This is a genomic window from Chryseobacterium luteum (assembly GCF_000737785.1).
In the GTDB taxonomy this organism is placed as follows: domain Bacteria; phylum Bacteroidota; class Bacteroidia; order Flavobacteriales; family Weeksellaceae; genus Chryseobacterium; species Chryseobacterium luteum.
Map to the genome: position 1 here is coordinate 695,315 of NZ_JPRO01000001.1, position 26,334 is coordinate 721,648.

At 39.4% G+C, this 26,334-nt stretch carries 27 protein-coding genes; 9 read left to right on the plus strand and 18 right to left on the minus strand.

The genetic code is table 11. The annotated features are described in order from the left end of the window. Positions 1 to 11: 11 nt before the first annotated feature. Complete coding sequence (locus tag IX38_RS03245) at positions 12 to 1,262, minus strand: NAD(P)/FAD-dependent oxidoreductase (RefSeq protein ID WP_034701477.1); 1,251 nt, start codon at positions 1,260 to 1,262, stop codon at positions 12 to 14. Between the two features lie 98 nt (positions 1,263 to 1,360). Here IX38_RS03245 and IX38_RS03250 point away from each other — a divergent pair, with 98 nt between their 5' ends. The 8 genes from IX38_RS03250 (at position 1,361) to IX38_RS03285 (ending at position 10,066) form a co-directional block, all read left to right on the plus strand. Then, positions 1,361 to 2,881 carry an HAL/PAL/TAL family ammonia-lyase gene (locus IX38_RS03250; RefSeq protein WP_034701479.1) on the plus strand — a complete coding sequence of 507 codons (1,521 nt, stop codon included), beginning with the start codon at positions 1,361 to 1,363 and terminating at the stop codon, positions 2,879 to 2,881. 74 nt (positions 2,882 to 2,955) lie between these two features. Continuing rightward, positions 2,956 to 3,687, plus strand: coding sequence for a 3-oxoacyl-ACP reductase FabG (gene fabG, locus IX38_RS03255; RefSeq protein WP_034701482.1), 732 nt, complete (start codon positions 2,956 to 2,958; stop codon positions 3,685 to 3,687). Positions 3,688 to 3,803: 116 nt separating this feature from the next. Continuing rightward, a complete protein-coding gene (locus tag IX38_RS03260) occupies positions 3,804 to 5,024 on the plus strand; it encodes a beta-ketoacyl-[acyl-carrier-protein] synthase family protein (protein WP_034701485.1) in 1,221 nt (406 codons plus the stop codon). Positions 5,025 to 5,028: 4 nt separating this feature from the next. After that, the gene (locus IX38_RS03265) at positions 5,029 to 5,283 is read left to right on the plus strand and encodes an acyl carrier protein (protein ID WP_034701488.1); all 255 of its coding nucleotides are present in this window, start codon (positions 5,029 to 5,031) and stop codon (positions 5,281 to 5,283) included. Between the two features lie 120 nt (positions 5,284 to 5,403). Continuing rightward, the gene (locus IX38_RS03270) at positions 5,404 to 6,288 is read left to right on the plus strand and encodes an LpxL/LpxP family acyltransferase (protein ID WP_034701489.1); all 885 of its coding nucleotides are present in this window, start codon (positions 5,404 to 5,406) and stop codon (positions 6,286 to 6,288) included. Positions 6,289 to 6,499: 211 nt separating this feature from the next. Further along, positions 6,500 to 8,035: a phytoene desaturase family protein gene (locus IX38_RS03275; protein WP_034701492.1), complete on the plus strand. Its 1,536-nt coding sequence runs from the start codon at positions 6,500 to 6,502 to the stop codon at positions 8,033 to 8,035. Then, a complete protein-coding gene (locus IX38_RS03280; protein WP_034701495.1) occupies positions 8,022 to 9,707 on the plus strand; it encodes an acyl-CoA--6-aminopenicillanic acid acyl-transferase in 1,686 nt (561 codons plus the stop codon). Before IX38_RS03275 ends, IX38_RS03280 begins: the two co-directional genes overlap by 14 nt. After that, positions 9,704 to 10,066, plus strand: coding sequence for a hypothetical protein (locus IX38_RS03285; protein WP_034701497.1), 363 nt, complete (start codon positions 9,704 to 9,706; stop codon positions 10,064 to 10,066). Before IX38_RS03280 ends, IX38_RS03285 begins: the two co-directional genes overlap by 4 nt. 26 nt (positions 10,067 to 10,092) lie before the next feature. Here the strand turns inward: IX38_RS03285 and IX38_RS03290 are convergent, their stop codons facing one another. From IX38_RS03290 to IX38_RS03370, 17 genes are all read right to left on the minus strand, one after another. Then, on the minus strand, positions 10,093 to 11,265 hold the full coding sequence (locus tag IX38_RS03290; RefSeq protein WP_034701499.1) for a DUF2062 domain-containing protein: 1,173 nt from the start codon (positions 11,263 to 11,265) through the stop codon (positions 10,093 to 10,095). Positions 11,266 to 11,269: 4 nt separating this feature from the next. Next, positions 11,270 to 11,746, minus strand: coding sequence for a hypothetical protein (locus IX38_RS03295; RefSeq protein ID WP_034701502.1), 477 nt, complete (start codon positions 11,744 to 11,746; stop codon positions 11,270 to 11,272). Then, positions 11,746 to 12,123, minus strand: coding sequence for a 3-hydroxyacyl-ACP dehydratase (locus tag IX38_RS03300; RefSeq protein ID WP_084680169.1), 378 nt, complete (start codon positions 12,121 to 12,123; stop codon positions 11,746 to 11,748). The genes IX38_RS03295 and IX38_RS03300 overlap by 1 nt, the downstream gene beginning before the upstream one ends. Positions 12,124 to 12,127: 4 nt before the next feature. Further along, positions 12,128 to 12,730, minus strand: coding sequence for an outer membrane beta-barrel protein (locus IX38_RS03305; protein ID WP_034701505.1), 603 nt, complete (start codon positions 12,728 to 12,730; stop codon positions 12,128 to 12,130). Between the two features lies 1 nt (position 12,731). Then, positions 12,732 to 13,373, minus strand: coding sequence for a hypothetical protein (locus tag IX38_RS03310; protein WP_034701507.1), 642 nt, complete (start codon positions 13,371 to 13,373; stop codon positions 12,732 to 12,734). Further along, entirely contained in the window at positions 13,339 to 13,965 is a 627-nt protein-coding gene (locus IX38_RS03315; protein WP_034701510.1) for a LolA family protein, read from the minus strand. Before IX38_RS03315 ends, IX38_RS03310 begins: the two co-directional genes overlap by 35 nt. Next, a complete protein-coding gene (locus tag IX38_RS03320; protein WP_034701513.1) occupies positions 13,958 to 14,713 on the minus strand; it encodes a polysaccharide deacetylase family protein in 756 nt (251 codons plus the stop codon). Before IX38_RS03320 ends, IX38_RS03315 begins: the two co-directional genes overlap by 8 nt. 72 nt (positions 14,714 to 14,785) lie before the next feature. After that, on the minus strand, positions 14,786 to 15,847 hold the full coding sequence (locus IX38_RS03325) for a beta-ketoacyl synthase N-terminal-like domain-containing protein (RefSeq protein WP_034701515.1): 1,062 nt from the start codon (positions 15,845 to 15,847) through the stop codon (positions 14,786 to 14,788). Continuing rightward, a complete protein-coding gene (locus IX38_RS03330) occupies positions 15,844 to 17,043 on the minus strand; it encodes a beta-ketoacyl-[acyl-carrier-protein] synthase family protein (protein WP_034701516.1) in 1,200 nt (399 codons plus the stop codon). The genes IX38_RS03325 and IX38_RS03330 overlap by 4 nt, the downstream gene beginning before the upstream one ends. An 88-nt stretch (positions 17,044 to 17,131) precedes the next feature. Continuing rightward, the gene (locus IX38_RS03335; protein WP_034701517.1) at positions 17,132 to 17,389 is read right to left on the minus strand and encodes a phosphopantetheine-binding protein; all 258 of its coding nucleotides are present in this window, start codon (positions 17,387 to 17,389) and stop codon (positions 17,132 to 17,134) included. Between the two features lie 131 nt (positions 17,390 to 17,520). After that, positions 17,521 to 18,060 (minus strand): beta-ketoacyl-[acyl-carrier-protein] synthase family protein, encoded by a 540-nt coding sequence (locus tag IX38_RS03340; RefSeq protein ID WP_034701750.1) that lies wholly within the window; start codon positions 18,058 to 18,060, stop codon positions 17,521 to 17,523. A gap of 11 nt (positions 18,061 to 18,071) precedes the next feature. Continuing rightward, a complete protein-coding gene (locus IX38_RS03345; RefSeq protein ID WP_034701519.1) occupies positions 18,072 to 19,205 on the minus strand; it encodes a beta-ketoacyl synthase N-terminal-like domain-containing protein in 1,134 nt (377 codons plus the stop codon). Further along, positions 19,205 to 19,630, minus strand: a complete 426-nt coding sequence (locus IX38_RS03350) for an acyl-CoA thioesterase (protein WP_034701520.1) — start codon at positions 19,628 to 19,630, stop codon at positions 19,205 to 19,207. The genes IX38_RS03345 and IX38_RS03350 overlap by 1 nt, the downstream gene beginning before the upstream one ends. After that, complete coding sequence (locus IX38_RS03355; protein ID WP_034701521.1) at positions 19,620 to 20,888, minus strand: ABC transporter permease; 1,269 nt, start codon at positions 20,886 to 20,888, stop codon at positions 19,620 to 19,622. The genes IX38_RS03350 and IX38_RS03355 overlap by 11 nt, the downstream gene beginning before the upstream one ends. Next, entirely contained in the window at positions 20,875 to 21,633 is a 759-nt protein-coding gene (locus IX38_RS03360; protein WP_034701523.1) for an ABC transporter ATP-binding protein, read from the minus strand. Before IX38_RS03360 ends, IX38_RS03355 begins: the two co-directional genes overlap by 14 nt. A 1-nt stretch (position 21,634) precedes the next feature. Then, positions 21,635 to 22,630: a BtrH N-terminal domain-containing protein gene (locus IX38_RS03365; RefSeq protein WP_034701526.1), complete on the minus strand. Its 996-nt coding sequence runs from the start codon at positions 22,628 to 22,630 to the stop codon at positions 21,635 to 21,637. A 65-nt stretch (positions 22,631 to 22,695) separates the two neighbouring features. Next, positions 22,696 to 23,100, minus strand: a complete 405-nt coding sequence (locus IX38_RS03370) for a hypothetical protein (RefSeq protein ID WP_034701528.1) — start codon at positions 23,098 to 23,100, stop codon at positions 22,696 to 22,698. Positions 23,101 to 23,350: 250 nt separating this feature from the next. Here IX38_RS03370 and IX38_RS03375 point away from each other — a divergent pair, with 250 nt between their 5' ends. Further along, entirely contained in the window at positions 23,351 to 26,263 is a 2,913-nt protein-coding gene (locus IX38_RS03375) for a M16 family metallopeptidase (RefSeq protein WP_051884420.1), read from the plus strand. The last annotated feature ends 71 nt before the right edge of the window (positions 26,264 to 26,334 follow it).

A 26,334-nucleotide genomic window follows, 5' to 3' on the forward strand; every position in this document is an offset into this window, starting at 1 on the left:
AGACCGGTTTTTTATTGCTGTTCCTGCTGTTTCTCCATTTTAATCAGATTCGCAAGATTTTTAATGACTGTATCGTGTTTTTTCACAAAAGGATTGTCTTTATTCCAGACGTAGCCGGCCAAAACCGCGCATATTTTCCTCTTTATATCTTCATTTTCAGGTCTGTGGAAAAATAATTCCTGAAGATTTCCCGTATACCACTCCTTTACATAAGTCGTAAAAACATCTACACCGTAAAGAATATAATCCGTGTATTCTTTCTGCCAGTCGATTTTCTCACCGTTAAGCTGCCTTAAAGCCAGCTTTGCAGCCAGCATTCCCGATTCCGTGGCAAATGCCATTCCCGATGAGAAAACAGGATCAAGGAATTCAGAAGCATTTCCTGTCAGGGCATATCCCTCCCCGAACAGTTGTTTTACAGAGCACGAATAATCTTTCAGATGCTTTGGCTCAAAAATAAAATCTACATTGCCAAAACGTTTTACATAATAATCAGAAAGAGAAATAGCTTTTCTCAATGCTTCCGTAGTATCGACGTTTTCGGATAATTGATCAATATATTCAGTCGGGCCAACAATTCCTACACTCGTATTTCCGTTGGAAAAAGGAATTACCCAAAGCCAGACTTCAGTTTCAATAATATCAAAAGAAATCAACGTTCCTTCCTCACCTTCCTCTCTGTTAATATCCTCTACATGCGAGAAAATGGCAGAATGCGGAGAAAGTTTTGAAGGTTTTTCAAGATCCAGAAGCCTTGGCAGTACTCTTCCGTAGCCACTTGAATCTATGACGAATTTAGCATGAATCTCCTTTGTTTCGCCGTCCCTGGTCTTTACAGTCGTTACAGAATCTGCACCGTTGAACCGGATATCAACGACTTCTGTTTCAAATTCAAGGTCAATGCCTTTATTCATCACTTCCTGAGCCAGAGTATTATCAAAATCAGCTCTCGGAACCTGCCAGGTCCAGTCCCAGCCCTCTCCGAACTTGTCGCTGAAATCAAAAATGCAAACTTCATTGCCTCGTAAAAACCGGGCTCCCAGTTTTTTTTCAAAGCCCATTTTATCCAAAGCTGGAAAAAGTCCCGCCTCATCAAAATGATCCATTACCCTGGGAATTAAGCTTTCGCCCACTACCAGTCTCGGGAATTTTGTTTTTTCAACAACTTTTACGCTGACATTGTTCTTCTTTAAGTATGAAGAAGATACGCAACCTGACGGTCCGGCGCCGATTACGAGAACGTCAACAAATTCTTTACTCATCTTTGATTTTTTATTTTAATAATAACTTCTATCTTTGCCGCAAAATTAGTGACAATTAATTAATATTTTACAAAATTAGCAACTATTACTTTTAATTAATGAAAATAAATAACTTTTTAGGACTGAAGGATTTTCAAAAAATTATCATTGAGAACGGAAAAATAGAACTGGACGAATCACTCTTGGATAGAGTGGAAGCGAGTTTTCAGTTTTTAAAGGAATTTTCAAGAAATAAAGTAATATATGGTGTCAATACCGGTTTTGGGCCGATGGCTCAGTTCAAAATCAGTGATGAAGATACCCACCAGCTTCAGTATAACCTGATCAGAAGCCATTCTTCAGGAATCGGAAACCCGCTGCCTGCCCAGGAAGTAAAAGCCTGTATGCTGGCAAGACTCAATACACTTTCACTTGGAAATTCAGGCGTTCACCAGTCTGTTGTTCATTTACTTAAAGAATTGATCAACAGAGATATTACACCTTTGATCTTCGAACACGGAGGAGTCGGGGCAAGTGGTGATTTGGTACAGCTTGCGCACCTTGCTTTAGTCTTAATTGGCGAAGGCGAAGTTTTCTATAAAGGTGAAAGAACATCTACAAAAGAAGTTTTCGAAATTGAAGGATTGGAACCGATTCAGGTTGAAATCCGAGAAGGGCTTGCTTTAATGAACGGAACTTCTGTGATGTCGGGAATTGGTGTTGTTAATGCTTACAAAGCCAATCAATTAACAGATATTTCAATTAAATTGTCTTGTGCCATTAACGAAATCGTTCAGGCTTATGACGATCATTTATCCGAAGCTTTGAACGGTACCAAAAAACATTACGGTCAGCAGAAAGTAGCAGAAAGAATGCGTGCACATTTAGCAGACAGCAAGTTGATCAGAAAAAGAGAAGACCATCTTTATACCCACTTTGAAGAGCAGGAAAAGGTCTTTAAAGAAAAAGTTCAGGAATATTATTCCTTAAGATGTGTTCCCCAGATTCTGGGTCCTGTTCTGGATACCCTGGAATATACTGAAACGGTTCTTGAAAACGAGATCAACTCAGCCAATGACAATCCGATCATCAATGTAGAGGATAAACATGTATATCATGGCGGAAATTTCCATGGAGACTACATTTCACTAGAAATGGACAAGCTGAAAATCGTTGTTACGAAGCTGACCATGCTTGCAGAAAGACAGTTGAACTACCTTTTGAATGCAAAAATCAACGAAATATTGCCTCCTTTTGTAAATTTAGGTAAATTAGGCTTCAATTTCGGAATGCAGGGTGTACAGTTTACGGCAACATCTACTACGGCAGAAAGCCAGATGCTGTCAAACTCCATGTATGTACACAGTATACCTAATAATAATGATAATCAGGATATTGTGAGCATGGGAACCAATGCAGCAGTGATCTGCAGAAAAGTGATCGAGAATGCATTCGAGGTATTGGCCATTGAAGCCATCACCATCATTCAGGCTGTGGAATATCTTGGTTTTCAGGATAAGGTTTCGTCTTCTACCAAAGAGCTGTATGACGAAATAAGAAAGATCATTCCTGCATTTTCCAATGATATGGTAATGTATCCGTATCTGGAGGAAGTGAAAAAATATTTAAAGGCAATGTAATTATCAGTGATAATGAATTGTCATACACTTAGGGATTAAAGTTAACTTGAAAAAAACTAAATAAACACTAACACATGAAATGTGCAATTGTCACAGGCGGCTCCAGGGGGATTGGAAGAGCTGTCTGCATAAAACTGGCGGAAGAAAAAAATTACCATATACTCATCAACTATGCTTCAAATGAAGTGGCGGCAAAGGAAACTTTAGCCAAAGTAGAAGCACTTGGAGCTACGGGAGAGATCCTTAAATTTGATGTGGCCAATGCAGAAGAAAGCCTGAATGTTTTAACGGAATGGCAGGACAGAAATCCTGATGCAATCGTTGAGGTGATCGTCAACAATGCTGGTATTACAAGAGACGGATTATTCATGTGGATGCAGAGTGAAGACTGGAACAGCGTAATCAATACAAGTCTGAACGGCTTTTTTAATGTAACCAACTTCTTTATCCAGAAGCTTCTGCGTAATAAATACGGAAGAATCATCAATATGGTTTCTGTTTCCGGAGTAAAAGGAACCGCAGGGCAAACCAATTATTCTGCAGCAAAAGGAGCTTTGGTAGGTGCTACAAAAGCACTCGCCCAGGAAGTAGCCAAGAGAAACATTACAGTGAATGCAGTAGCTCCCGGATTTATCAGAACAGATATGACCCAGGACTTCAATGAAGACGAACTTAAAGCAATGATCCCCGCCAACAGGTTTGGAGAAGCAGAAGAAGTGGCAGATCTGGTTGCATTTTTAGCGTCCAGAAAAGCGTCATACATTACCGGGGAAATTGTAAATATTAACGGGGGAATTTACTCCTAAATAGTAAAAAAATAATGTAGCAATATAACAATGTACCAGTGTAACCATGTTGCTGTGAGCTCAATGCTATTGTTACATTGTTATACTGATACATTGTTACATTTAAATATAAAGACATGGGAAATAGGGTTGTAATTACCGGAATGGGAATTTATTCTTGCATCGGGACCTCTTTGGAAGAAGTCAGAGAATCCCTATATCAAGGAAAATCCGGTATTGCTTTAGTACAGGAAAGAAAAGAATTCGGATTCAGGTCGGGCCTTACAGGCGTTGTACCGAAGCCGGACCTTAAAAATCTACTCAACAGACGCCAGCGCGTAAGCATGGGTGAGGAAAGCGAATACGCTTACCTTGCTACCAGTGATGCACTGAAGCAGGCAGGTATAGACCAGGATTTCCTGGACAGCCATGAAGTAGGTATTTTATACGGAAACGACAGTGTTTCTCAGGCAGTGGTAGAATCTATCGACATTGCCAGGGAAAAGAAAGATACCACACTGATGGGGTCGGGTGCCATCTTCAAGTCAATGAACTCTACTGTAACGATGAACCTTTCAACCATTTTTAAGCTGAAAGGAATCAATCTTACGATCAGTGCAGCGTGTGCCAGCGGTTCACATTCGTTAGGACTGGCCTATATGATGATCAGTAATGGTTTTCAGGATATGATCATCTGTGGGGGAGCCCAGGAAACCAACAAATATTCAATGGCAAGCTTTGACGGGCTCGGTGTTTTCTCCGTGAGGGAAGACGAACCTGCAAAAGCATCAAGGCCTTTTGATTCCGGAAGAGACGGATTGATCCCAAGCGGAGGCGCTGCCAGCCTTATCGTGGAAAGTTTAGAATCTGCACAGAAAAGAGGGGCAACGGTTCTTGCAGAAATCGTAGGCTATGGTTTCTCCTCAAATGGCGGGCATATTTCGACACCGAATATTGATGGTCCTGCTTTAGCAATGGACAGAGCCTTAAAACAGTCAGGATTAAAAGCGGAAGATATAGATTATATCAATGCCCATGCGACTTCCACACCGATCGGGGATGCCAATGAAGCCAAAGCGATCCATGAGATCTTCGGAAGCGAGGTTCCTGTAAGCTCTACCAAGTCTATGACAGGGCATGAATGCTGGATGGCGGGAGCAAGTGAAGTAGTCTACTCAATTCTGATGATGCAGAACGATTTCGTTGCCCCGAACATCAATCTGGAAAATCCTGATGATGATGCGAAAAAGATAAATTTGGTCTCAAAAACGAAAAATCAAAAAATTGACGTATTTTTGTCAAATTCTTTCGGATTTGGGGGAACCAACTCCGCATTAATAGTTAAAAAATTTAATTAAAAACATGGAAAGGGAAAAAATTGTTGACATCGTTAATGATTTCTTAGTAAACGAATTCGAGGTGGATGGCGATGAGATCAGCAATGATGCCAACCTGAAAAAAACGCTCGGGCTGGACAGTCTGGACTATATCGACATGGTCGTGGTTATTGAATCTAATTTTGGAGTGAAATTAGGAGAGGCAGATTTTAAACAAATGGTAACATTTGATGATTTCTACACGACTATTGAAAATAAAATTGCTGCAAAAAACGCATAACTATCGACTGAATATTTATTCTTTTTAATAATGTAACAATAAAACAATGTACCAGTGTAACAATATTTCAGTTGAAGTAATTGTTACACTGGTATATTGATCAATGGGTAAAATGTATCTATGAACAAGTGGAAAGGTAAATCTAAAGGAACCATAGCAGGATATAAAATATTCGTCTGGTGTATTAGAAATATCGGGGTCCGGAGTTCATATTTTGTGCTCTATTTCGTAGCTTCCTATTATTTTTTATTCCTGAAAAAGAGCAACCGCTACATCTTTTACTATTTTCAGAAAAGACTTGATTACGGATATTGGAAATCAAAAGCTTCCGTATTTAAAAGCTATTTTACCTTTGGAAAAGTACTCATCGATAAAACGGCAATTTCAGCCGGTTTAAGGGAGAAATACACCTACGAATTTGATGGTGTTGAAAACCTGACCAATCTTTTGGCTGAAAAAAAAGGAGGCGTTCTCATCAGTGCCCACATAGGCAATTTTGAAATAGCGGAACATTTCTTTGCTGATATCGACTTCGACTGCCAGATCAATCTCGTAACCACAGACCAGGAAGTGACGGTCATTAAAGAATACCTCGAAAGCGTTGCCGTAAAACAGAGTAACATCAAGTTTATTTATGTCAAAGATGATATGTCGCATATTTTTGAGATCAATCAGGCTTTGTCCAATAACGAACTGATCTGCTTTACAGGAGACCGTTACTTCGAAGGTTCAAAATATCTTGAAGCTGATCTGCTTGGGAAAAGTGCCAAATTTCCGGCCGGCCCATTTCTTATCGCCTCACGTTTGGGTGTTCCCGTGGTGTATGTGTATGTAATGAAAGAAAAAAATCTTCATTATCATTTATACGCAAGAGTTGCAAAGAACATTAAAAACCGTGATTCTCAGGGACTTCTCAATTCTTATGTGCAGAACCTTGAGACCATGATCAGAAAATATCCCCTTCAATGGTTCAATTATTTCGATTTTTGGGATGATATTGATTAATTTTTCTAATTTTATCCCTGAAAACTAATCATAAATTCAGAATTAAAACTGATTTTGAGAATTTAGATCTATTTAAATAAAAACCCGTTTAATCATTTTTTGCTGACTGTTATCGCTTTGTGTTCCTAAAGCGGCCGGTAAGTTAAAATCTTTGCGGATCTTTGCTTTAATTTTACCATAATTCTGAAATCAAACAAACAAAGTTTTCCCCTTGAAAAAAGAATTTGACATACTTGTGATCGGCAGCGGATTGGGAGGTCTTGTTTCGGCTCTAATTTTGGCGAAAGAAGGTCTGAAGGTCTGTGTCCTGGAGAAAAATAACCAGTATGGCGGAAACCTGCAGACTTTTTCAAGAGAGAAGCTCATCTTTGACACCGGAGTCCATTACCTGGGCGGCCTTTCAAAAGGTCAGAATCTTCACCGTTTTTTTTCCTATCTTGAAATTATGGACGAGTTGGAACTTCATCCAATGAATGAAGACGGCTATGACAGAATCTCTTTTGGTGATGAAAATATTGAATATCCCCATGCACAGGGATATGAAAACTTTATTGAACAGCTTACAGCCCATTTCCCCAACGAAAAACAAAACCTGGAAAGCTATTGCGAAGAGATCCAGTATGTCTGTGCACAGTTTCCGCGATATCAGGTGGTAGGAAAAGACAGCTATAACGAAGAAATTCTTCACCTCAATACCAAAAGATTTATAGAATCTGTGACCCAGGATAAAAAATTGCAGGCCGTATTGCTGGGATCCAATTTTTTATACGGTGGAGACTCAGAAAATATTCCGTTTTACGTTCATGCCCTGACTGTAAATTCCTACATTCAGAGTGCCTACAAATGTGTAAAAGGCGGAAGCCAGATTACCAGGCTCCTGATCCGGAAACTCCGTCAGTACGGAGCAGAAGTACACAAACGTTCCGAAGTTTCCGGATTTATTTTTAATGAAACCGGAGTTCTGTCTGCGGTAAAGACAAAACAAGGAAAAGAATATGCCGCGAAGAAATTTATTTCAAATATAGAGATCCGTTCCGTCATCCGGCTGATCGGGGAAGAAAGACTGAGAAAATCGTTTCTGAACAGAGTGATGAGCTGGGAACCCGTTTCATCATGTTTCAGCGTTTATCTGATTCTAAAACCGCAGTCGTTTCCGAACTTTAATTACAATATATACCATTATTCATCGGAAGAAATGGTCTGGAATGCATTCCGTTACAGCAAAGAAAACTGGCCGGAAACCTATATGCTTTCCTCCACACCCTCAAAGCATCATCCCGATTACGCGGAAAGCCTTACAGCAATCTCTTATATGGATTTTGATGAGGTTAAATCCTGGGAGAAAACGGTGAACACTGTTGCCGATGAACAAGGAAGGGGATTGAAATACGAACAATTCAAACTGGAAAAAGCAGAAAAGATGATCACTGCGCTAGAAAAGAAAATTCCCAATCTCAGACATTCTATAAAAAGCATCTATACTTCATCACCGCTCTCATACCGGGACTATATCGGCAGCTTTGAAGGAAATATGTACGGATACATGAAAAACTCGGATAATCCCCTTAAAACTATGGTCTCGCCCCGTACCAAGACCGATAATCTGTTCCTGACAGGTCAGTCTGTGAACATGCATGGAATTCTGGGAGTAACGATAGGAGCCTTTAACACTTGTGCGGAAATTCTGGGCAAACAACTTATAGATGAACGTCTGAAACAAATGATTGACACTAATGAAAAAAAATAACACGCTCGCTGCGGTATTCCGGGGAATTCAGTTTTTTCTGGTCCTTTCCCTCATCTCATGCGGCATTTCAAAATCGGTTCATCATGTTCCGGATATCAGTTCATATGCTTTGGAAACTCCTGAGGTGAATAAGATCAATGATTCTACGTTCAGCTTTCATCAGAATTATTTAACCAAAAATAAACAGCAGGTTTGGGAACTTTACATCAAAGGAAATCCCTTACAGCTTGGATACAATAACGGAGCTTTAACCCGGAACCTGATGCAGAAGCAGGAAGAGATTTTCTTTTCCAAAGTCGAGGGCTTTGTCCCATCGAAATTTAAACAAAAGCTGCTTAGAGGATTTTTAAAATGGTACAACAGGAAAATGTACTTGAACGTAAGAGAAGATTACCAGGCAGAACTATACGGCCTGTCTCAGTATTCCTCGGATAAATATGATTTTATTGCCCCGAAATATCTCCGGAACCTATATCTGCACGGAGCCCACGACATCGGCCATGCCATGCAGGATCTCGCTATGGTAGGCTGTACTTCACTGGCGGTATGGAACGAAAATACAGAAGACGGGCAGCTTCTGATCGGAAGAAATTTTGATTTTTACGTAGGAGATGATTTCGCCAGAAATAAATTGATCGAATTTGTAGAGCCGGACACAGGAATTCCATACATGTCCGTAAGCTGGCCGGGAATGATAGGCGTAGTTTCCGGAATGAACAAAGAAGGAATCACGGTAACGATCAATGCAGGGAAATCTAAAATCCCCCTCACGGCAAAGACTCCGATTTCACTGGTGACAAGGGAAATTCTGCAGTACGCCAAAAATATTGATGAGGCCATTGCCATTGCAAAAAAAAGAAAGGTTTTCGTTTCAGAATCTATTCTTGTCGGAAGCGCTCATGACAAAAATGCGGTAATCATTGAGGTTTCACCTGAAAATTTCGGTGTTTACAGGGTTGAAAATACAAGTAAGGTGTTTTGCACCAACCACTTTCAGTCGGAAGCCTATAAAGATGATAAGAGAAATCAGAAACATATTATAGAAAGCCATTCCGAATACCGTTATGAAAAGCTTCAGGAGCTTCTTCAGGAAAAGAAACAACTGAACCCTGAAAAAATGGCCGCTATTTTAAGGGATAAATCCGGTTTAAAAGACCGGAAGATCGGCTACGGAAATGAAAAGGCCATTAACCAGTTGCTGGCCCACCACGCCATTATATTCTCGCCTGAAAAAAGATTGGTATGGGTTTCATCAAATCCTTACCAGCTGGGAGAATTTGTCTGTTATGACCTGAATGAGATCTTTTCCGGGAAAAATGCGGAACAAAGTTTAAAAGCAAAAACGGCACTGAATATCGCCAGAGATCCCTTTGCAGACTCGGAAGAATTCAATAATTATGAAATATCCAAGAGGTTGGCGGCGGAAGTGAGCGATGCTATAGACCACAAAAAAGATAAGGCATTAAGTGATGATTTTATTCCTTATTACCAGTCCATGAATCCGGATTTTTGGTTTGTCTATTATCAGGCCGGAAAATATTACTTCGGTTTAAACGAGTTTTCAAAAGCCAAAACTGAATTTGAAAAAGCCCTCACCAAAGAAATTACAACAGTTCCCGACAGACAAAATGTGGAAAAATACCTCAGGAAAACTTTAAAAAAGCTAAAATGATCCCCAAACCTATAAAATGGTTGTTCGCCGTACCTTTTATCATAATTATCAGCTATACGGTCTATCTGCTTACCATATACCATTCTATTCCCGACATTATACCGATTCACGGGTATGGTGGAAAGAATGACGGATCGGGAAGTAAATTATTTATTTTTGCCCCGATCATATTGAATTTTATTATTTTGGGCTTCATCTGGCTGATCATCAGAAAACAGGACAAGATTAAATTTACTTTTGAGGTGGGAGAAGATCAGGCGAAAATCTATTATCAGTATCAGTTGGTTCTAGTTATTCTTGCGGTATTCGTAACCCTCATTATGAGTCCGTTATCCTTTTCGGATGTGGTCTTTAAATAATTTTACATGAAAAAATGAACGGTTCATTAATTGTTTTCCGGGTTCAGCTTATTCAGGAAAAGAAATGTCAGGATTCCACAGAGAGCAGACATTGAAGTCGCTAAAATAGCACTCCCGATCACATACTGGAGAAGATTGTTTTTGATCAGTTCAAAATTGAGTTCGCTGCTAAAAATATTGCTGTCACCGTGTACAAAAGGTGATCCTAAGAATAGAGAAGCGGCAATAACAAAAGGAATGAATGGGGGAAGACTTACATTGGACGCGATAAAAGCCAGCACCTTGTTCAGTTTAAAAAGAACAGACAGCGAGATGACGAGAAGCGTATGGAATCCCCAGAAGGGAGAAAAGCCAATAAAAACACCGAGTGCAATTGAAAATGCTTTTGTCCGGTTGCTGCCGTCACTTTCCAGCACATCTTCCTTTAAGAATTTTTTAAAACTTTTTTTTTTAAAATTATTCACGAAGTTTCGCGGAATAATGTAAAGCAGTGTTATGGCTACCAAAATAGTATTCAGAATACTGATCCGGGTAAAATCTTTGAACGGCCTGAAATGAGAAACCCTTTCCGCCGGGTCATATAAAACCTTTACCGGGACATTCTTTACAGGAACATGTTTCCAGGCCGTCCGCACAATGATCTCGATCTCAAATTCAAATTTCGGGGTGAAATATTTCTTCGGAATTTTCAGTAACGGATATAGCCTGTAGCCGGATTGTGTATCCTCAAGTTTTATTCCCGTTTCAAACCAGAACCAGAAATTAGAAAACCTGTTCCCGAAGCTGCTTTTTTTCGGAATTCCGTCCTGAGACATATTCCGGTTTCCAATCAGAAGAACATCTTGCTTTTCCTGAAGCAGAGCCTCTACGAATACAGGAATATCATCCGGATAATGCTGCCCGTCCGAATCAATGGTGACGGCATAATGATAACCCAGCTCTTTAGCCTTTCTGAAGCCCGTTTTCAGCCCGTTTCCTTTTCCTTTGTTCTCAGGCAGGGAAATAACCGCTATCTGAGGGTATTGAGTCAATATTTCCGGAGTGGAATCTGTAGAGCCGTCATTGATTACAATAATGCTTTCGGTGTAGTCCAGAACACCGTCTATCACTCTTTTCAGAGTTCTTTCATTATTGTAGGTCGGTATTAAAATGCAGATCTTCTTTTCAGAAATTGCATTTTGTACTTCAGGAAGGGTCATTGTTTTATTTTATAGTCGCTCTTTCGGTATCTGTAAAGGATTTGGACTGTGTTACAAATTTTTTCACATAACTTTTCATGGCCGCATTCTGCTTGCTGTAGTTATTGATAAGAAATACCTTGTCATCTTTCATGCTGCCTCTGTAACCTACTATTTTCGGAATATTTTCCTGAACACTCAGCCTGATCAGGCGCAGTTCTATATTATTCGGATTATTTTTGATAATGCTTTCAAGGCTGGTGGCTCCGTTTTTTACCAGTGCTTTTCTGTTCTTCTTTGCAAACTTGGCCTCCATAATCTGGGCTGCGGCTTTATAACCGCCGGTCACAGCATCAGAACCGGATTGCTTTTCAGCAAGATTAATGAATGCTTCCGTATTGGCATTAGAAAGATTGGATTTTGCATAGCTGTTTCTCAGAGCCTCCAGATCAGTCTGGAAGAAAAAAATAAAGGCTGTTATGAAGGATAAAAGAAGTTTCATTATAGTATTTTTTTATAGCTTACAGACATTTTTAATGCAATAGTCTCGCCAAAAGAAGTTATATTTTTTACTTTAACATCTTCTTCATTTTCAGTAATATCCAGCTGGAGCTTCAGATCCGGCGTTTCAAAAGGATTGATAATGGCCATAAACTTTACATTTGAAGCTGTTTTCAGAAATAATTTTGAACCGGTGAATTCCTCCGTCAGCTCCTTTACGATCTGCATCATACAGACACCCGGCGTCACAGGATTCCCGGGAAAATGGCCTTTAAAAATATCATGGTCCTTATTCAGACGGATATTGGCAATGAAACTTCCATTTTCTGTTTTTTCGTGTGATTCTAAAGTATAAAAGTCTGTAAGAATAGTCTGCATAAAATTATTTTTTCATGTTAAAAGTATAATAAAGCCCTGTCTGGAAAACAACATTAGAGTGGTCTCTGTTGTAGCTGTCCACCGGTATAAAACCCTTTTTTACTCTCGCCTCTATACCGAAGTTTTTAGTAATATCGTACCCCAAACCGGCAGTAATTCCCAAATCGACCTCATTTTGAGGGTCAAAATTCTTTTTGTCTACAACGAATTCCAAGGTCGGCCCGACATGTACATTGAACTGGTTGAAATAGAATTTATTGATAAGCTGTAATCCCAGATAAGATACGGAAAGTGTTTTCCCGTCCCAGTTATTTACATTTGTGTTTATTTTCGCTCCCTGTCTGGAATAGTTGATTTCCGGCTGCAAAGCATAAAATTTTGCAAAGCGGATATTTCCTGTAAAGCCGATATAAAAATCTGTTTTGGTTTTATAATCCAGATAAGGCTCCTCAGCGTTGGGAAATTCTTCCAGATAGTAGTAATTAAATTCTTCACTGTTCGAAAAATGAGAGAAATTGGCACCCGCTCTGATTCCCGGAGTAAAAGTTACCTGCGCAAAAGACAGGGTTGAAATAGTGGCGGCGACTAAAAAAAGAAGCTTTTTCATGTTAATTCTGTTCAGTTTCGGTTATTTGAAATAGTTTTATATTGATCTTAAAATCCTTATGCTGCAGGCTTAAGCTATCCGCGAAGATATGTTTTTTTGCCTCAAAAGTAAAATCGATTTTTTCCTTGTTGTTTCTGGTGTAAATGATGTTCTTCAGCAGTCCGTTTTCCTTATTGAAGAAAAGATAATAGGCCTTGTTATCCGCTTTTGACAGATAGATTTTAAAGCGGTCATTCTCAAAAGATTCGTTCACAGGATATTGCTTTTTCAGCAGTTCCCGGAAGTCGTCCCTTAAAAAATTAATGACGATCTTTTTATCCATGTCCGGAAGGACATAATTCAGCTTAAAATTATTCTCAGAAATCTCGAAATCAATTAATTTATTTCCAAAATCTGAGGTCATGGCCACACGGTGAGTATTTTCATTCAGCTTTTTGATGATCAGAATTCCGCTTACGTGATTTTTATAAATATCCATCTGGCATTTATAGACATAGTCTTCACCGGAAGAAAAGTATAAATTTTCAACCGTTTTTTCAGAACTCTGAACCGTTTTTGCGTCTGTAAGCTGATAGCTTTTGCAGGAAACAAACAGCAAAACAAACAGACTATAAGCTAAACTCTGAAGCTGCAATCGCCGCATTGATCTTGGTATTTTTGAAAACAATATTGGTGGTATCTCCTGAAGCTTCCGTCATATTCACCTGCGAAACGGTAGACTGATTTTTAGGAAAATGCAGTTCGATCTGTTTGATATATTTCAGCAGCTGAGCAGATTTCGGGGTGAATCTGGCCACATTGGAGTTCCCGTTTTTATAGTAGGAAACGGTAAATTCAGGGTCACTGAACATTTTCCCGTTCGAGCTACCCACGATCAGCTTATTGATCTTCTCAAATGTTTTACTTTTGGCATCAACAGATGATTTCTTCCCCTGATCGTTAATGAAGATTTTATTGTCTTTAAAAACAATGCTGTACTGGTAAGGTTTTGTATATTTCCAGCTCAGCATATTCGGAGTTTTCAATGACATTTTACCGTAGGTAACGATGTTTTTATCCAGAAAATCCATTTTTTTGGTCTGGGTAAAATCGCTTTGCAGGGTTTTGATTTCCTGGGTTTCAGAAGATACTTTCGTCACAAATGCTTTGGCTTCAGCCCCTGACATTGCCGTCATCTGGGCAGAAATAAAGCCGGAAACTAATAAAAATGCTCCGAAAGCAATATTTTTAATCATTTTTCTTTGATTTTGTAATTGAATCGACCGTAAACGCCGAATATTTTTTATTCTTCAAAAATAACAATAAATCTGCCAATACATTGTAAGTCTTTTCAGAAGTATCGTGAAGCAGGATAATGCTTCCTCTCTTCAGACCTTTTGTTATTCTTTTATAAATCTTGTTTTCATCGTCTGTCACCGTATCCAGGGAACGGACATTCCATCCGATGCTTTTTTTATGAGTCTTTTTAATAGCTTTCGCGATACTCGGGTTTGTAACCCCGAAAGGAGGCCGATACAGATTTGTTTTGATATGGCCAACTTTTAATATTACTTCGTCACATTTTTCAATTTCCGCAGTCATTTTTGAAACAGATAAAAACCCGGTCTTGTTTGAGTGTGAAAAAGTATGATTTCCGATCGTATGACCTTCAGCAATAATCCTCTGAAAGGTTTCGGGATACTTCTCAATCTGTTTTCCGATGCAGAAAAAGGTGGCTTTTACCTGATGTTCTTTAAGCAGATCCAAAAATTGAGGGGTAAATTCAGTCGGTCCGTCATCAAAAGTCAGTGCAACTTCGTTTATTTTCGTTCTTTTATGAGTAATGCTGTTGACAAAATATCCCAGTTGTATATCAAAGGATCCCCACACCACAACGAAACAAAAGGCCAGGAAACAAGCGATATAAACCCAGAAACTTCCATGGAATGCATAAATGAATGCATTGCAGAAAAGATAAAATAAAATAAATGGATAATGCTTCATCTGCTGTTATTTTGAATTTTTACTTTTTTGGGTAGATAAGCAATTGGCAACATCTTTATTGACACTTCCGTCTTAAGCTCTTTCCAGGAGCATAAGACTATGATCGCTTCCTGCCAGATGATTATAAAGAAGAATATTTTTAATCTCGTTTTTTCTCTCTGAATTAATCATCATAACGTCTGGAATCTGCTGATTTTTCAGGATATGACAAGCCATAAACGTTGAGAAACTGCTCGATGTATTAAATTCACCACTTAAATGTTTATAATACAGCAAAGCCGAATTTTGAAATGAATCCATTGCTTTCGTATAGTAAATATCAGATTTTGCATCCCCGCTGAACCCTAAAATTACAACATCAATATCTTCATTGTTCAAATTATTATTAGCGAGAAAATCTACCAGGAACATTTGCAATTCTTCCGGATTCACTCTGTTGCTGATCTGGATATTTTTAAGTTTAGCATAAGAATGCTCAGTTTTATCTTTTCCCAAAACAAAGAAACCGGCTCCTTCGCCCCAGATCACTCCATCCGTCTCCGAATGTAAATAATCGGCAGGAAGATCCTCTTCTTTTTTAATGGTATTGTTAAGACAGTAAAGCTCCATGGTTCTGTTAGTCTGTTCATCGGCAGCCCCTACGAGAACATTTTTAGCTTCTCCGTCGTTGATCTGAAGCTGGGCATCCAGGAATGAAAATTCCAAAGATGAAGAGGTATTGACATACGTAAAATTGTACGCATGGCATTGAATTCCGAGCGCAATTTGCCCTGCAACGGTATTGTGAGTCGACTGAATAAAAAAGGTCGGAGTCAGAAATTCCTCGTTGTTATCGATCACGTTTTTCAGAAACTTTTCAGAATCCTGTGAACATCCCATTCCGGTTCCTACAATAATAGCATCCGGTTTCTCTATTCCAGCTTCTTTTAAAGCATGGTGTGAAGCTACGGAACTCATTTTTACAGTCTTAGACATTCTCCTGATCATTGCAGGCGGAATAAATTCTTTATAATTAGGCTCTACAGCTTTTAAAATCTGAACAGACTGCTCAGGCGTAAGATCCTGTACGAAATTCTCTTTTAAAGTGTCCTGTACGGAGATGCAGGATGCACTGTTGATGTATACTGCGCTCATGATTTTGAGAAAATTAAGGTAGAACAGTTGCCGCCGAACCCGAATGAATTGGAAAGAACATGGTTGATGCTTTTCTCCTTCAGCCCGGTAACCGGGGTTAAATCAAATTCTGCCATTTTCGTTTTGAAATTCAGGTTGGGGAAAATAACACTGTGCTGCATCGCCAGGATTGAAAATACAGCTTCAATTCCTGCCGCCGCCGCCAGGGTATGCCCTGTAAAAGCTTTGGTAGAACTGAATTCAGGGACCTGCCCTTCACCGAAGATACGGATCATGGCAATTCCTTCCGACAAGTCGTTATTAGGAGTAGCTGTTCCGTGAACATTGATATAACCGATGTCTTCTTTTGCCAATCCTGATACTTTCAATGCTTTTTCCATGGCTAAAAAAGCACCCTGCCCGTTTTCTGAAGATGCCGTCTGGTGGTGGGCATCATTAGCATTCCCATAACCGGAAAGATAGGCCAGTACTTTCTTGTTTTCTTTTTTTACCACCTCATCAGATTCCAGAATGATAAATGCGGCTGCTTCTCCCAGATTCAGGCCTTTTCTGTCGTTATCGAAAGGAGTATTGTAGGAATCTGTAAGGATCATCAGTGTATTGAATCCGTTCAAAGTAAATTTTGAAAGGGAATCCGTTCCGCCAACGATTACACGGTCCAAAACGCCGTTTTTGATCAGTTTGGCCCCCATCATGATGGCATTGGCTGCTGAAGAGCAGGCTGTACTGATGGTGGAAACCATACCTTTTAAGCCAAGATAGTCGGCGATGGCCAATGATGAGTTTCCTGCATCATGGGCATCGATGTATTTTTGTTTTTCAGGAAAGTCTTCGTAAGAGTAGAAATATTTTTCCGTGATATCCATTCCCGCTACGCTGGTAGAGGATATCAGGCCGGTTCTGTATTCGTTGATATCAGAAATTCCGGCAGATTCTACGGCTTCTTTTGCTGCAACCATCCCTAATAAAGATGTCCTTGTTACATTGTTGTCTTCAGGTAACTGAAGTTTCTGTACAAGTTCTTCATTAGACCATTTTATCTCACCTGTTTTTATAGTTCCGGCATGGCGTGTTTCAAACATTTCAATGTCTGAAATTCCATGTTTTCCGGATTTTAACGAAATAAAATTTTCCTCCACATTGTTTCCAACGGAGGAAATGATGCCCATTCCTGTTATGGCAATTTTTCGGCTCATTTTATTTTATAATGTAATAATGTATCAATCTACCAGGGTGACAATTATTGGCAAACTGGTAGATTGATACATTGCTAGATTGAATAAATTATTTTGTTCTGTTTTCTTCAATGAACGTAGCCATTGTATCTATGGACTGGAAAATTTCCTTTCCTTTTTTAGGATCGGCCAATTTGATTCCATAGTCTTTATCAAGAAGAACAATAAGCTCAAGAGCGTCGATAGAATCAAGACCCAATCCGCCTCCGAATAACGGGTCAGTATCTTTAATTTCTTCTACAGAAACGTCTTCAAGGTTTAGTACTTCAATAATTTTGTGCTTCAATTCTGTTTTTAAGTTTTCCATAAGATAGATTAAATAGTGTATCAATGTATTTAATGTACCAGTGTAACAATGTATGAGTGTATTCATTTTGATCTTTAGAATTGTTACATTGCTAGACTATTATATTGCTACATTGTTATTTTGTTTTTATTTTATAAGGTCAGCAAATATACAAAAGCTTTATAATTTTCCTGATAAAGTTCTGTCCAGCCGCAGAGAACTTTATCTGCTTTTCCGGACAGCAGGATCTGCTCTGCATAATTGTTTAAAAATTTCTCGTCAAATTCATCCAGTACGAAAAAAGCATTTTCCGTCTGCATTTTATGTTTAATACTGATTTCACCTACACAGATGTTGGGCAGAGTATAGACAAATACAGCCGGACTGGGGAAATAATTTTCCTGTGAGTTGATACTTTCCTGGTATTTAAAATCCGTATCCAGACTTGATGATCTGTTGGCAAGAACCAATGCCGTTCTGCTGTGGTCTTCATCTTTTAAAATCATTTCAGCAGCGAGAAAAGCCAGTTTGCTCAGGTTATCCATCTTGTGAAATTTGGGATAATTGAGCTCTAAACTTTTATATGCTTCTTTTGCAAAGTCATGAAATGTCTCTGTCTGATTTTCAAAAACAGGGTTTCCGTTGACGGTTATTTTTGAATGTTCTATGGTACAGCTGTCAGTTTTTTTCATCACTTTTATTTTTAACATTTTTCCAAAACAACCGCAGCATTGCATCCGCCAAAGCCTGAAGCTGTTTTTAAAATATACTGAACCGTTGCGGGCTGGTTTTCTCTGATGATGTTTAAAGGCTGGGAAACTCCTGTTTCTTCAAAGTTTTTAGAAGGAATAAGCATTCCGTGACGGGCACTTTCCATAGAAATAATACTTTCCAAAAGTCCTGATGCTCCGAGACAGTGTCCGTAATACCCTTTCATGCTGTTTAATGGAGCGTTTTGAAGTTCCATTCTGTTGAAGGCAATTGCTTCCATTTCATCATTGTACAAGGTGGCAGTTCCGTGTGCCGAAATAAAATGGATCTGTTCAGAGCTTACATTGGCTTCTGCCATTGCATTTCTGACGCTGGCATAGAGTCCGTCTCCCGTTCTGGACGGTCCGGAAATATGGTTGGCATCATTCACTGCAGAATCTCCCAGTATTTTAAACCTAAATTTTTCGTTTTCGCTCAATTCAGAAGTAATATACACAGCAGCAGCAGCCTCACCGATATTGATTCCGTTCCTGGTTTTGTCATAAGGCTTGCAAGGTTCCGTTCCGATAGCCTGAAAAGAATTGAATCCCGAGATGACAAATTCTGAAACCTCATCACCGGCAATTACGAAAGCGTTTTTATATTTTCCGGCCCGGATCATGTTTTTGGCAACAGCAATAGCCATTACTCCTGAAACACAGGCATTGGAAACCACGATTGGTTTTGTTTTAAACCCGAAATAATCTGCAATTTTCTGTGCTAATTTTGATAAATAGACTCCTTCCGGTAATTCAGCCTGATTTTTTAATAAGCTGATATTGCCTTTGGTTGTAGATAGGATGAAAGCTGTGTCTTCCGAGATTTCATGCTTTTCAACCAATGGTTTAAGGCTTAGAAGAAACATTTTTTCCAGCCTTGTAAAATCCGGGCGGTCAAAATTGCTTCTAAATTCTTCTTCAAGTTTTTCCGTATCAATGACAGAAGCATAAAAAGCTTCCTGGTTTTCTATCAATTTATGGAGTGCTACGCCTGATTTTCCTTCCAAGAGACCTTTCCAGTTGGAAGTTACATCAAATCCTAAAGGGGTGACGCAGTTATAGTCTGTAATGTAAATTTCTTTCTTCATTATAATCCCATTTTATCTTTCCATGCCTGAAAAAACTCAGGATTATAAAGGCATAAGCTTCCGTTACTGTCTAAGAAAACCTGAATGGTTTCTCCGCGGCACACAAGTTTGTTGTCCTGGTTGAACAGCTCATAGGTATATATGAGTTTTGCGGAAACTGAATTCACGAAAGTGGTTACAATGTTGAACGTTTCCCCATATTTTAAAGGAAGAAAATGCTCACAGGTACTTTTTACGATAGGGGTAACATAGCCTTCTCTCTGAATATCAAGATAGGTCAGGCCGTGCTCTCTTCCGAAAGCTTCTCTTCCATCTTCAAAATAGACGATATAATGTCCGTGCCAGACAATTCCCAGCGGATCTGTCTCGTTGAACCTTACTCTTACTTCTTCGGTACAGGTTAATGTGTTTTCTTTAGACTGCATTTTGTTTTCTTTCGTAAAAAATAGAAATAGCTACCATGGCAATATAGAACGCAAACAATAATGCGAGTTCTTTGGCAATTCCTGCGATACCGCTGTTTCTTAAAATAATATCATAATAAGCATTCAGTCCCCAGTTCATGGGGGAAAACTTGGCTACGGTCTGCATGAATTCGGGCATTAAGAATACGGGAACCCATATTCCTCCGATAGCGGCCAAAACTACTACAGAGGTAGCTCCAAAAGGAGCAGACTGTTCCTGTGTATCTGCAATGGTTCCCAATAAAACTCCAAACCCAATTGCGGCCAAGCCCGAAAACAAGGTTACTACAATAAGCTGGAACATTTTTCCCGAAACATCAAATGCCGGCAGATCCATATACGGGAAAAGATAAATCCCCACGGCTACCATCAGTAAGAACTGGATGATACAGATAATAAGGTAAGTGAATGTTTTTCCTAAAATATGGACAAAATAAGGGGTCGGACTGATCCTCGCTCTTACGCTTGTGCCCTGGCTTTTTTCTTTAACAAGATTGATAGACAAAGGAACTACAATGAAAAAGATGGCAAAAAGGGTCCATGCAGGAACGTTATGCTGAACGGAGTTCGGCATAACATCCATCGCTCCTTTTTTCGGGGTGATCTCTTTGAAGCTGATCAGGCTTTTGTTTTCATCGAGGTTTTCTTCTGTTCCCAGCTGATCCTGGAATGCTTTGTAGATTTTTTTATTTTCGATCTCGAAAACCATTTTATTCACGGAATTCATGACCGAGTTTTTGAATCCGGCATTGGTGGCCGGGTCAAAATACAGATGAATTTCTTTCGCTTTAGGTGCTGTTTTTTTTACGGCAGCAGAATTGCCCTCCAATCCAAACGAACTTACGATCGTCTGCACTTTGGAATCAATATTTAAATTTAAATCTTTCGTTAAATTTTCAGGAATGACGATGGCCATCTGGTAATCTCCGGAAAATACGGCTTCCTGGGCTGATTTTTCAGTGTAATTCGTCAGCAGCTGGAATGTTTTGCTGGTTTCCAGTTCCTGTTTTATATTTTTTGAAACTTCAGACTTGTCATTGTCAATGAAAATAATCGGGATCTTTGAACCTTCGAGGTTTTTGAAGGTAGAATCCTGAATTAAAGTAATCGTTACAATTAAAAGTAACGGCATGACGAAAATAATGACAATTCCCCCTATATCTCTCTTCAGAAGAAGGATTTCTTTCACGAAGCTTCTCCACAGTTTATACAACAACATCTCTTAATTCTTTTCCTGTTAATGAAATGAAAACATCTTCCAAGTTTTCAGCGTTTGTGATCTGTGCCACAAGTTCTTCCGGTGTTCCTACTGCGTGGATTCTTCCCCGGTCGATAATGGCGATCTTTGTACAGAACTCTTCCGCCTCGGAAAGGTGGTGGGAGGTGTAAATGATACACGTTCCGTTTTTATTAAGTTCCTGGAGGAAGTCGATGATTACTTTTTTGGACTGAACGTCAACTCCTACGGTCGGCTCATCCAGAAACAATACTTTCGGATTGTGAAGCGTTCCCGCGATAAGGTTGCAGCGGCGTTTCATTCCTCCGGAGAATTGCTCTACTTTTTTGTCTGCAAACTTTGAAAGTCCCATAATCTCTAAAGACTGGTCGATCACTCTTTTAAGCTCTTTATGCTTTAAACCGTACAGGCTTCCGTAAAACATTAAGTTTTCTTTAGCGGTAAGGGTAGGATAGAGCGCATATTCCTGAGGGACAATTCCGATGATCTGTTTGATCCTGAAGCTGTCCTTCTGGGGCGACAATCCATTGATCGTAAATTGCCCTGAAGTCGGTTTGATTAATCCGGAAAGCATAGAGATCAAAGTGGTTTTTCCGGCTCCGTTCGGACCAAGGATTCCATAGATCTCATTTTTCTCTATATTCAGCGAGATATCGTTGACAGAAAACTCTTCGGAGTTTTTGTACTTTTTATACAGATTTTTAATCTCAATCATATTCTCTGCCATATCAGATCGCTTTTTTCAGTTTTTTATAGAAAGCTTCTTCCAGATCAGCAATATGAAGCATGGATTTTGAAAGGGTGTTGTAGATATCGCTTTTCGAGTTTCTGTTTTTGTAAACGCGGGCAATATCCACGGCAAAGTCTCTCCACAGGTCACCGATGGCAGTAATCTCTTTGGATAGTTCTTTTAACTCATCATTTTTAAGAATAACTGCGGCTTCCTGAAGAAATGCGCCATAAATAAACCTGAAACCGCCTCCTCCGGTACCTATTTCTTCCTGCATTCTGATCAGTTGTCCCAGATAATGGTTGGTGACTTTAGTGCCTTTCTTTTCAGCCCATTTGGGGATGCTTTTGGCGACCCATCTCATGGCTTTTACACCAATAATAGGAACCGGTGCGAGCATGTTTTTGCAGGTATCTTTAATTCCTTTTTTTATGGCTTCTTCAATATTCACATTTTCAGGAATATGGGTAGGGTAGTACATATGTCCTTTGGGAGGCAGTGCGCCTTTGGCGTATCTTACCTTTTCCAGTTCTGCTTCGGTAAGGGATGTTGTGTAGTCCATTACCGGATCGCTGATCAGGAATTTTCCGTCTTCTTTTCCGTATACCACCAGATTGTGGGCATTGAAATGGAATTTATATTCTTCAGGAAAATAGGTAAGGTTGAAAACGCCCACCTGAAGCCCTGTCGGTATATTCTGGTTTAAATTTCGTTCTAAAGCAGACTGTGCCTCTTTAGGATTGGAGAATTTTTCTCTTTTGATTTTAATTCCCAATCTTTTTGCTGCTTTACTGAAAATAGCTCCGGGCATCGGGCGGTAGCTGAATCCCGGGGCGAAGTTTACTTTCAAAAATGGCAGATAGACAAAAAACAGTCCGGAACCGATCCCGAAGATCATAGGTTCGCTGAGTTTTAAGCCTTTATTGAGTAACAGATTGGAGGCAACACCGTTTTCGCAATGTGCGGTCTGATGGTGTTCAAAGTTAAGTTTCATTTGCTGCTTTTATCTTTTTCATTGCTGAAATGAGGTTGTACATAGGCTTGTGCTTCATTCCAGTATTATTTTCCGTCAAAGTTCCTTAGTTCATCCACTGAAATACCGAATGCATCGGCATATTTTTTCAGTAAAGATTCGTTTAGTGTTTTAAATACTTTTGGTTTTGCGTGTCTTTTTACTCTCCACTGCCACATTCCGACATAAGAAGAGAGAACACCCAGATCCATTTTATTCAGTTCCATGAAATAGATAATAGGACTCACTATATTATTGGCCACATTCTGCCTGGCTTCTTCAATTCTTTCATGGATCAGCTCCATAGATTCTTCCAGAGCTGCTTTTTTAGCTTCCCAGCCGATACTGTTGGCTGTCGTGTAATTGTCATTTTCGTCCGTCACATACAAGACTTCGGTCATGTTTGCTGACTTCAGATTGCTTTCGTCCTGGGGCAGGTCTTGTTTTTTCATGTAAACAGTATTATTTTTTTACTTTAAGATGAAAAACCGTTCACCTTTTTAATTCTTTTTAATCAGTTGGCTAAAATAGTGAAAATACATTATATGTAAATCATATTAATTATAATACCAGAAACAGAGCTGTTAAGGGATAAATTGAAATTTTAATCTGAAATCAGAATCCGCAGTTTATTGTAACAAGTGCATGCAGAATGTATACTTATAAGGTTCTACGAAATTTGGATTAAAATAAATAAGACTTATGAAGAAATTTTTTATTTCTGTATCGCTTTTCTGCATGCTGCATGCAATGGCACAGAAGTTTGATACTCAGAAGGTGACGGACAGTCAGGGGTATACTTATGAAACCGTGAAAAATGACCAGTCCGGGGTAAGGGTTTATACTCTGAAAAACGGATTGAAAGTTTACCTTGCGAAAAATGATGATGCGCCAAGAATCCAGACCTATATTCCTGTAAGAACGGGATCGAATAATGATCCGGGTGACAATACAGGTTTGGCCCACTATCTGGAGCATATGGTTTTCAAAGGAACCTCACATCTGGGAACACAGGACTGGGCAAAGGAAAAGGTTCTCCTTCAGCAGATCTCTGATCTTTACGAGCAGCACAAAGCTGAAAAGGATCCTGAAAAGAAAAAACTGCTCTATAAAAGAATAGATGAGGTTTCTCAGGAAGCTTCTAAATATGCAATTGCCAATGAATATGACAAGGCGATCTCATCATTGGGAGCAACGGGAACGAATGCGCACACATGGCTGGACGAAACGGTTTATAAAAACAATATTCCTTCTAACGAGCTGGAAAAATGGCTGAAAGTAGAAAAAGAACGTTTTTCTGAACTGGTACTCCGCCTTTTCCATACGGAATTAGAAGCTGTGTACGAGGAATATAACAGAGCGCAGGATAATGACGGCCGTCTCGTGAATTATGCGATGATGGAAGCTCTTTTCCCAAAGCATCCGAACGGGCAGCAGACCACCATCGGAACTTCGGAACACCTGAAGAGTCCTTCAATGGTTGCTATTCATAAGTATTTCGACACGTATTATGTACCTAATAATATGGCTGTTGTTTTGGTGGGTGATCTGGATTTTGATAAAACCATTAAAATGGTGGATCAGTATTTTGGAACTTTCAAATACAAAGAGCTGCCGATGAAAAAAATGGTATCGGAACAGCCAATGGAAAGCATTGTGACGAGGACGGTAAAAAGCCCGAGCATACCGAGAATGACCCTGGCCTGGAGATCGGATTCCAATGGAACCCAGAATGCAAGACTGGCGGATGTGGTTGCGGAAATTTTAAGCAACAGAGGTGATGCGGGACTTATTGATCTCAATATGAATCAAACGCAGAAAGTATTAGGTGCAGGGGCTTACGAATCGGCTTTTAAAACGTATGGTGCTTTTACCATGTCTGTAACTCCGAAAGACGGGCAAAGCTCTGATGATGCTAAAAAGTTATTGTTAGATCAGTTGGATTTGGTGAAAAAAGGTCAGTTCCCGGACTGGATGCTTAAAGCGATCGTTAATGATAAGAAAGTACAGCGTATGAAGTCGTGGGAAACTGCAGACGGGCTGGCGACTACCCTGTATGATACCTATATTAACGAGAAAACATGGCAGGAGGAGCTGGATGATATCAACCAATATGAAAAAATTACAAAGGCAGATGTTGTAAAGTTTGCGAATGAATTTTTCAAAGATAATTATGTAGTAGTGTATAAAGAGAAGGGGGTGAATGATAAACTGGTTCGTGTACAGAATCCCGGAATTACTCCTATTAAACTTAACAGAGAAGCTCAGTCTTCTTTCCTTAAAGATATTCTAAGCAATAAAATATCTGAGATCAAGCCGGAATTTATAGACTATAAAGCGGCGATCCAGACTTCTCAGATCAAAGATAAGAAAGTAAGCTTTGTGAAGAATAAGTATAATGACGTTGCTCAGATCAGCTATATTTTCCCTTTCGGAACAGATAATGATAAGGAACTTCAGATCGCGATAACTCTTTTTGAATATCTTGGAACGGATAAATATACTCCGGAACAGCTGAAAGGTGAATTCTATAAGCTGGGAATCACTTACAGCTTCAGAACTTCCAATGACCAGATTTTTATCACATTAAGCGGATTGGAAAGCAATATGAAAAAAGGCGTGGAGCTGATGAATCACTGGCTGACGAATGTAAAAACAGATAAGGATATTTACAGCAAGACCGTAAAAACGATTTTAGAGTCCAGAGATGCTGCTAAAAAAGATAAGACAAGAATCATGGCCGCTCTTACGAACTATGCTAAATATGGAAGGAATTCCAGAATGACGGATATCGTGTCTAAGGAACGTCTTGAAGGTATTGATGCTGTGGAGCTTATCAGGAAGATCAAAGCCCTGAACCAATCTCCATATGAGATATTGCTTTACGGGCAGGATCAGTCAGGTTTAGAGAAAGCGGTTAAACCTTATATCGCAGCAGCAACCCTTCAGCCGGCAAAAGCCAAAGATTACCCTGAACCTGCTGCAGAAGGAAAAGTATACTTTACAAACTACGACATGGTTCAGATGGAAATGTCTAAAGTAGCAAAAGGAAATGAGGTGAATTTAAGCAACTTCGGAAAAGCGAATGTTTTCAACGAATATTTCGGAAGAGGCCTGTCTTCTATCGTTTTCCAGGAAATAAGAGAAAGTAAGTCGCTGGCTTATTCTGCGTATGTTTCTTATGCCAATGCCACTGAAAAAGGACATGCGAATTATATCACAAACTATATCGGAACTCAGGCTAATAAACTGCCGTTAGCTGTAAGTGCTATGAATGATCTTATGGCATCGCTGCCACAGATTCCAGCGCAGTTCGAGAACTCAAAAGGTTCCGCGCTTAAGCAGATCGCATCTAACAGAATCAACAGAACGAATATTTTCTTTAACCAGATGGCACTGAAAAAGCTGGGGGTAGACTATGATATCAGAAAAGATATTTATTCTGAAATTCAGGGACTAACATTGCTGCAGCTAACCAGTTTCTATGATACCGAGATCAAGACTGTACAATACAATACGGCCATTATCGGTAAAAAGGAAAACCTTAATATGGAATCCATCAATAAAATGGGAACATTCCAGGAAGTTTCCCTTGAAGAGATCTTTGGGTACTAACCTTTATGATACCAATTTTTTTAGCGGGGCAGCAATGCTCCGCTTTTTTGTTTTAAACATTTGATTTTTAA

Excerpts from the sequence above, each read along its gene's own strand:
- IX38_RS03245 (WP_034701477.1), bottom strand. The coding sequence starts at position 1,262 with ATGAGTAAAGAATTTGTTGACGTTCTCGTAATCGGCGCCGGACCGTCA.
- IX38_RS03250 (WP_034701479.1), top strand. The coding sequence starts at position 1,361 with ATGAAAATAAATAACTTTTTAGGACTGAAGGATTTTCAAAAAATTATC.
- fabG (WP_034701482.1), top strand. The coding sequence starts at position 2,956 with ATGAAATGTGCAATTGTCACAGGCGGCTCCAGGGGGATTGGAAGAGCT.
- IX38_RS03260 (WP_034701485.1), top strand. The coding sequence starts at position 3,804 with ATGGGAAATAGGGTTGTAATTACCGGAATGGGAATTTATTCTTGCATC.
- IX38_RS03265 (WP_034701488.1), top strand. The coding sequence starts at position 5,029 with ATGGAAAGGGAAAAAATTGTTGACATCGTTAATGATTTCTTAGTAAAC.
- IX38_RS03270 (WP_034701489.1), top strand. The coding sequence starts at position 5,404 with ATGAACAAGTGGAAAGGTAAATCTAAAGGAACCATAGCAGGATATAAA.
- IX38_RS03280 (WP_034701495.1), top strand. The coding sequence starts at position 8,022 with ATGAAAAAAAATAACACGCTCGCTGCGGTATTCCGGGGAATTCAGTTT.
- IX38_RS03285 (WP_034701497.1), top strand. The coding sequence starts at position 9,704 with ATGATCCCCAAACCTATAAAATGGTTGTTCGCCGTACCTTTTATCATA.
- IX38_RS03290 (WP_034701499.1), bottom strand. The coding sequence starts at position 11,265 with ATGACCCTTCCTGAAGTACAAAATGCAATTTCTGAAAAGAAGATCTGC.
- IX38_RS03295 (WP_034701502.1), bottom strand. The coding sequence starts at position 11,746 with ATGAAACTTCTTTTATCCTTCATAACAGCCTTTATTTTTTTCTTCCAG.
- IX38_RS03300 (WP_084680169.1), bottom strand. The coding sequence starts at position 12,123 with ATGCAGACTATTCTTACAGACTTTTATACTTTAGAATCACACGAAAAA.
- IX38_RS03305 (WP_034701505.1), bottom strand. The coding sequence starts at position 12,730 with ATGAAAAAGCTTCTTTTTTTAGTCGCCGCCACTATTTCAACCCTGTCT.
- IX38_RS03310 (WP_034701507.1), bottom strand. The coding sequence starts at position 13,373 with ATGCGGCGATTGCAGCTTCAGAGTTTAGCTTATAGTCTGTTTGTTTTG.
- IX38_RS03315 (WP_034701510.1), bottom strand. The coding sequence starts at position 13,965 with ATGATTAAAAATATTGCTTTCGGAGCATTTTTATTAGTTTCCGGCTTT.
- IX38_RS03320 (WP_034701513.1), bottom strand. The coding sequence starts at position 14,713 with ATGAAGCATTATCCATTTATTTTATTTTATCTTTTCTGCAATGCATTC.
- IX38_RS03325 (WP_034701515.1), bottom strand. The coding sequence starts at position 15,847 with ATGAGCGCAGTATACATCAACAGTGCATCCTGCATCTCCGTACAGGAC.
- IX38_RS03330 (WP_034701516.1), bottom strand. The coding sequence starts at position 17,043 with ATGAGCCGAAAAATTGCCATAACAGGAATGGGCATCATTTCCTCCGTT.
- IX38_RS03335 (WP_034701517.1), bottom strand. The coding sequence starts at position 17,389 with ATGGAAAACTTAAAAACAGAATTGAAGCACAAAATTATTGAAGTACTA.
- IX38_RS03340 (WP_034701750.1), bottom strand. The coding sequence starts at position 18,060 with ATGAAAAAAACTGACAGCTGTACCATAGAACATTCAAAAATAACCGTC.
- IX38_RS03345 (WP_034701519.1), bottom strand. The coding sequence starts at position 19,205 with ATGAAGAAAGAAATTTACATTACAGACTATAACTGCGTCACCCCTTTA.
- IX38_RS03350 (WP_034701520.1), bottom strand. The coding sequence starts at position 19,630 with ATGCAGTCTAAAGAAAACACATTAACCTGTACCGAAGAAGTAAGAGTA.
- IX38_RS03355 (WP_034701521.1), bottom strand. The coding sequence starts at position 20,888 with ATGTTGTTGTATAAACTGTGGAGAAGCTTCGTGAAAGAAATCCTTCTT.
- IX38_RS03360 (WP_034701523.1), bottom strand. The coding sequence starts at position 21,633 with ATGGCAGAGAATATGATTGAGATTAAAAATCTGTATAAAAAGTACAAA.
- IX38_RS03365 (WP_034701526.1), bottom strand. The coding sequence starts at position 22,630 with ATGAAACTTAACTTTGAACACCATCAGACCGCACATTGCGAAAACGGT.
- IX38_RS03370 (WP_034701528.1), bottom strand. The coding sequence starts at position 23,100 with ATGAAAAAACAAGACCTGCCCCAGGACGAAAGCAATCTGAAGTCAGCA.
- IX38_RS03375 (WP_051884420.1), top strand. The coding sequence starts at position 23,351 with ATGAAGAAATTTTTTATTTCTGTATCGCTTTTCTGCATGCTGCATGCA.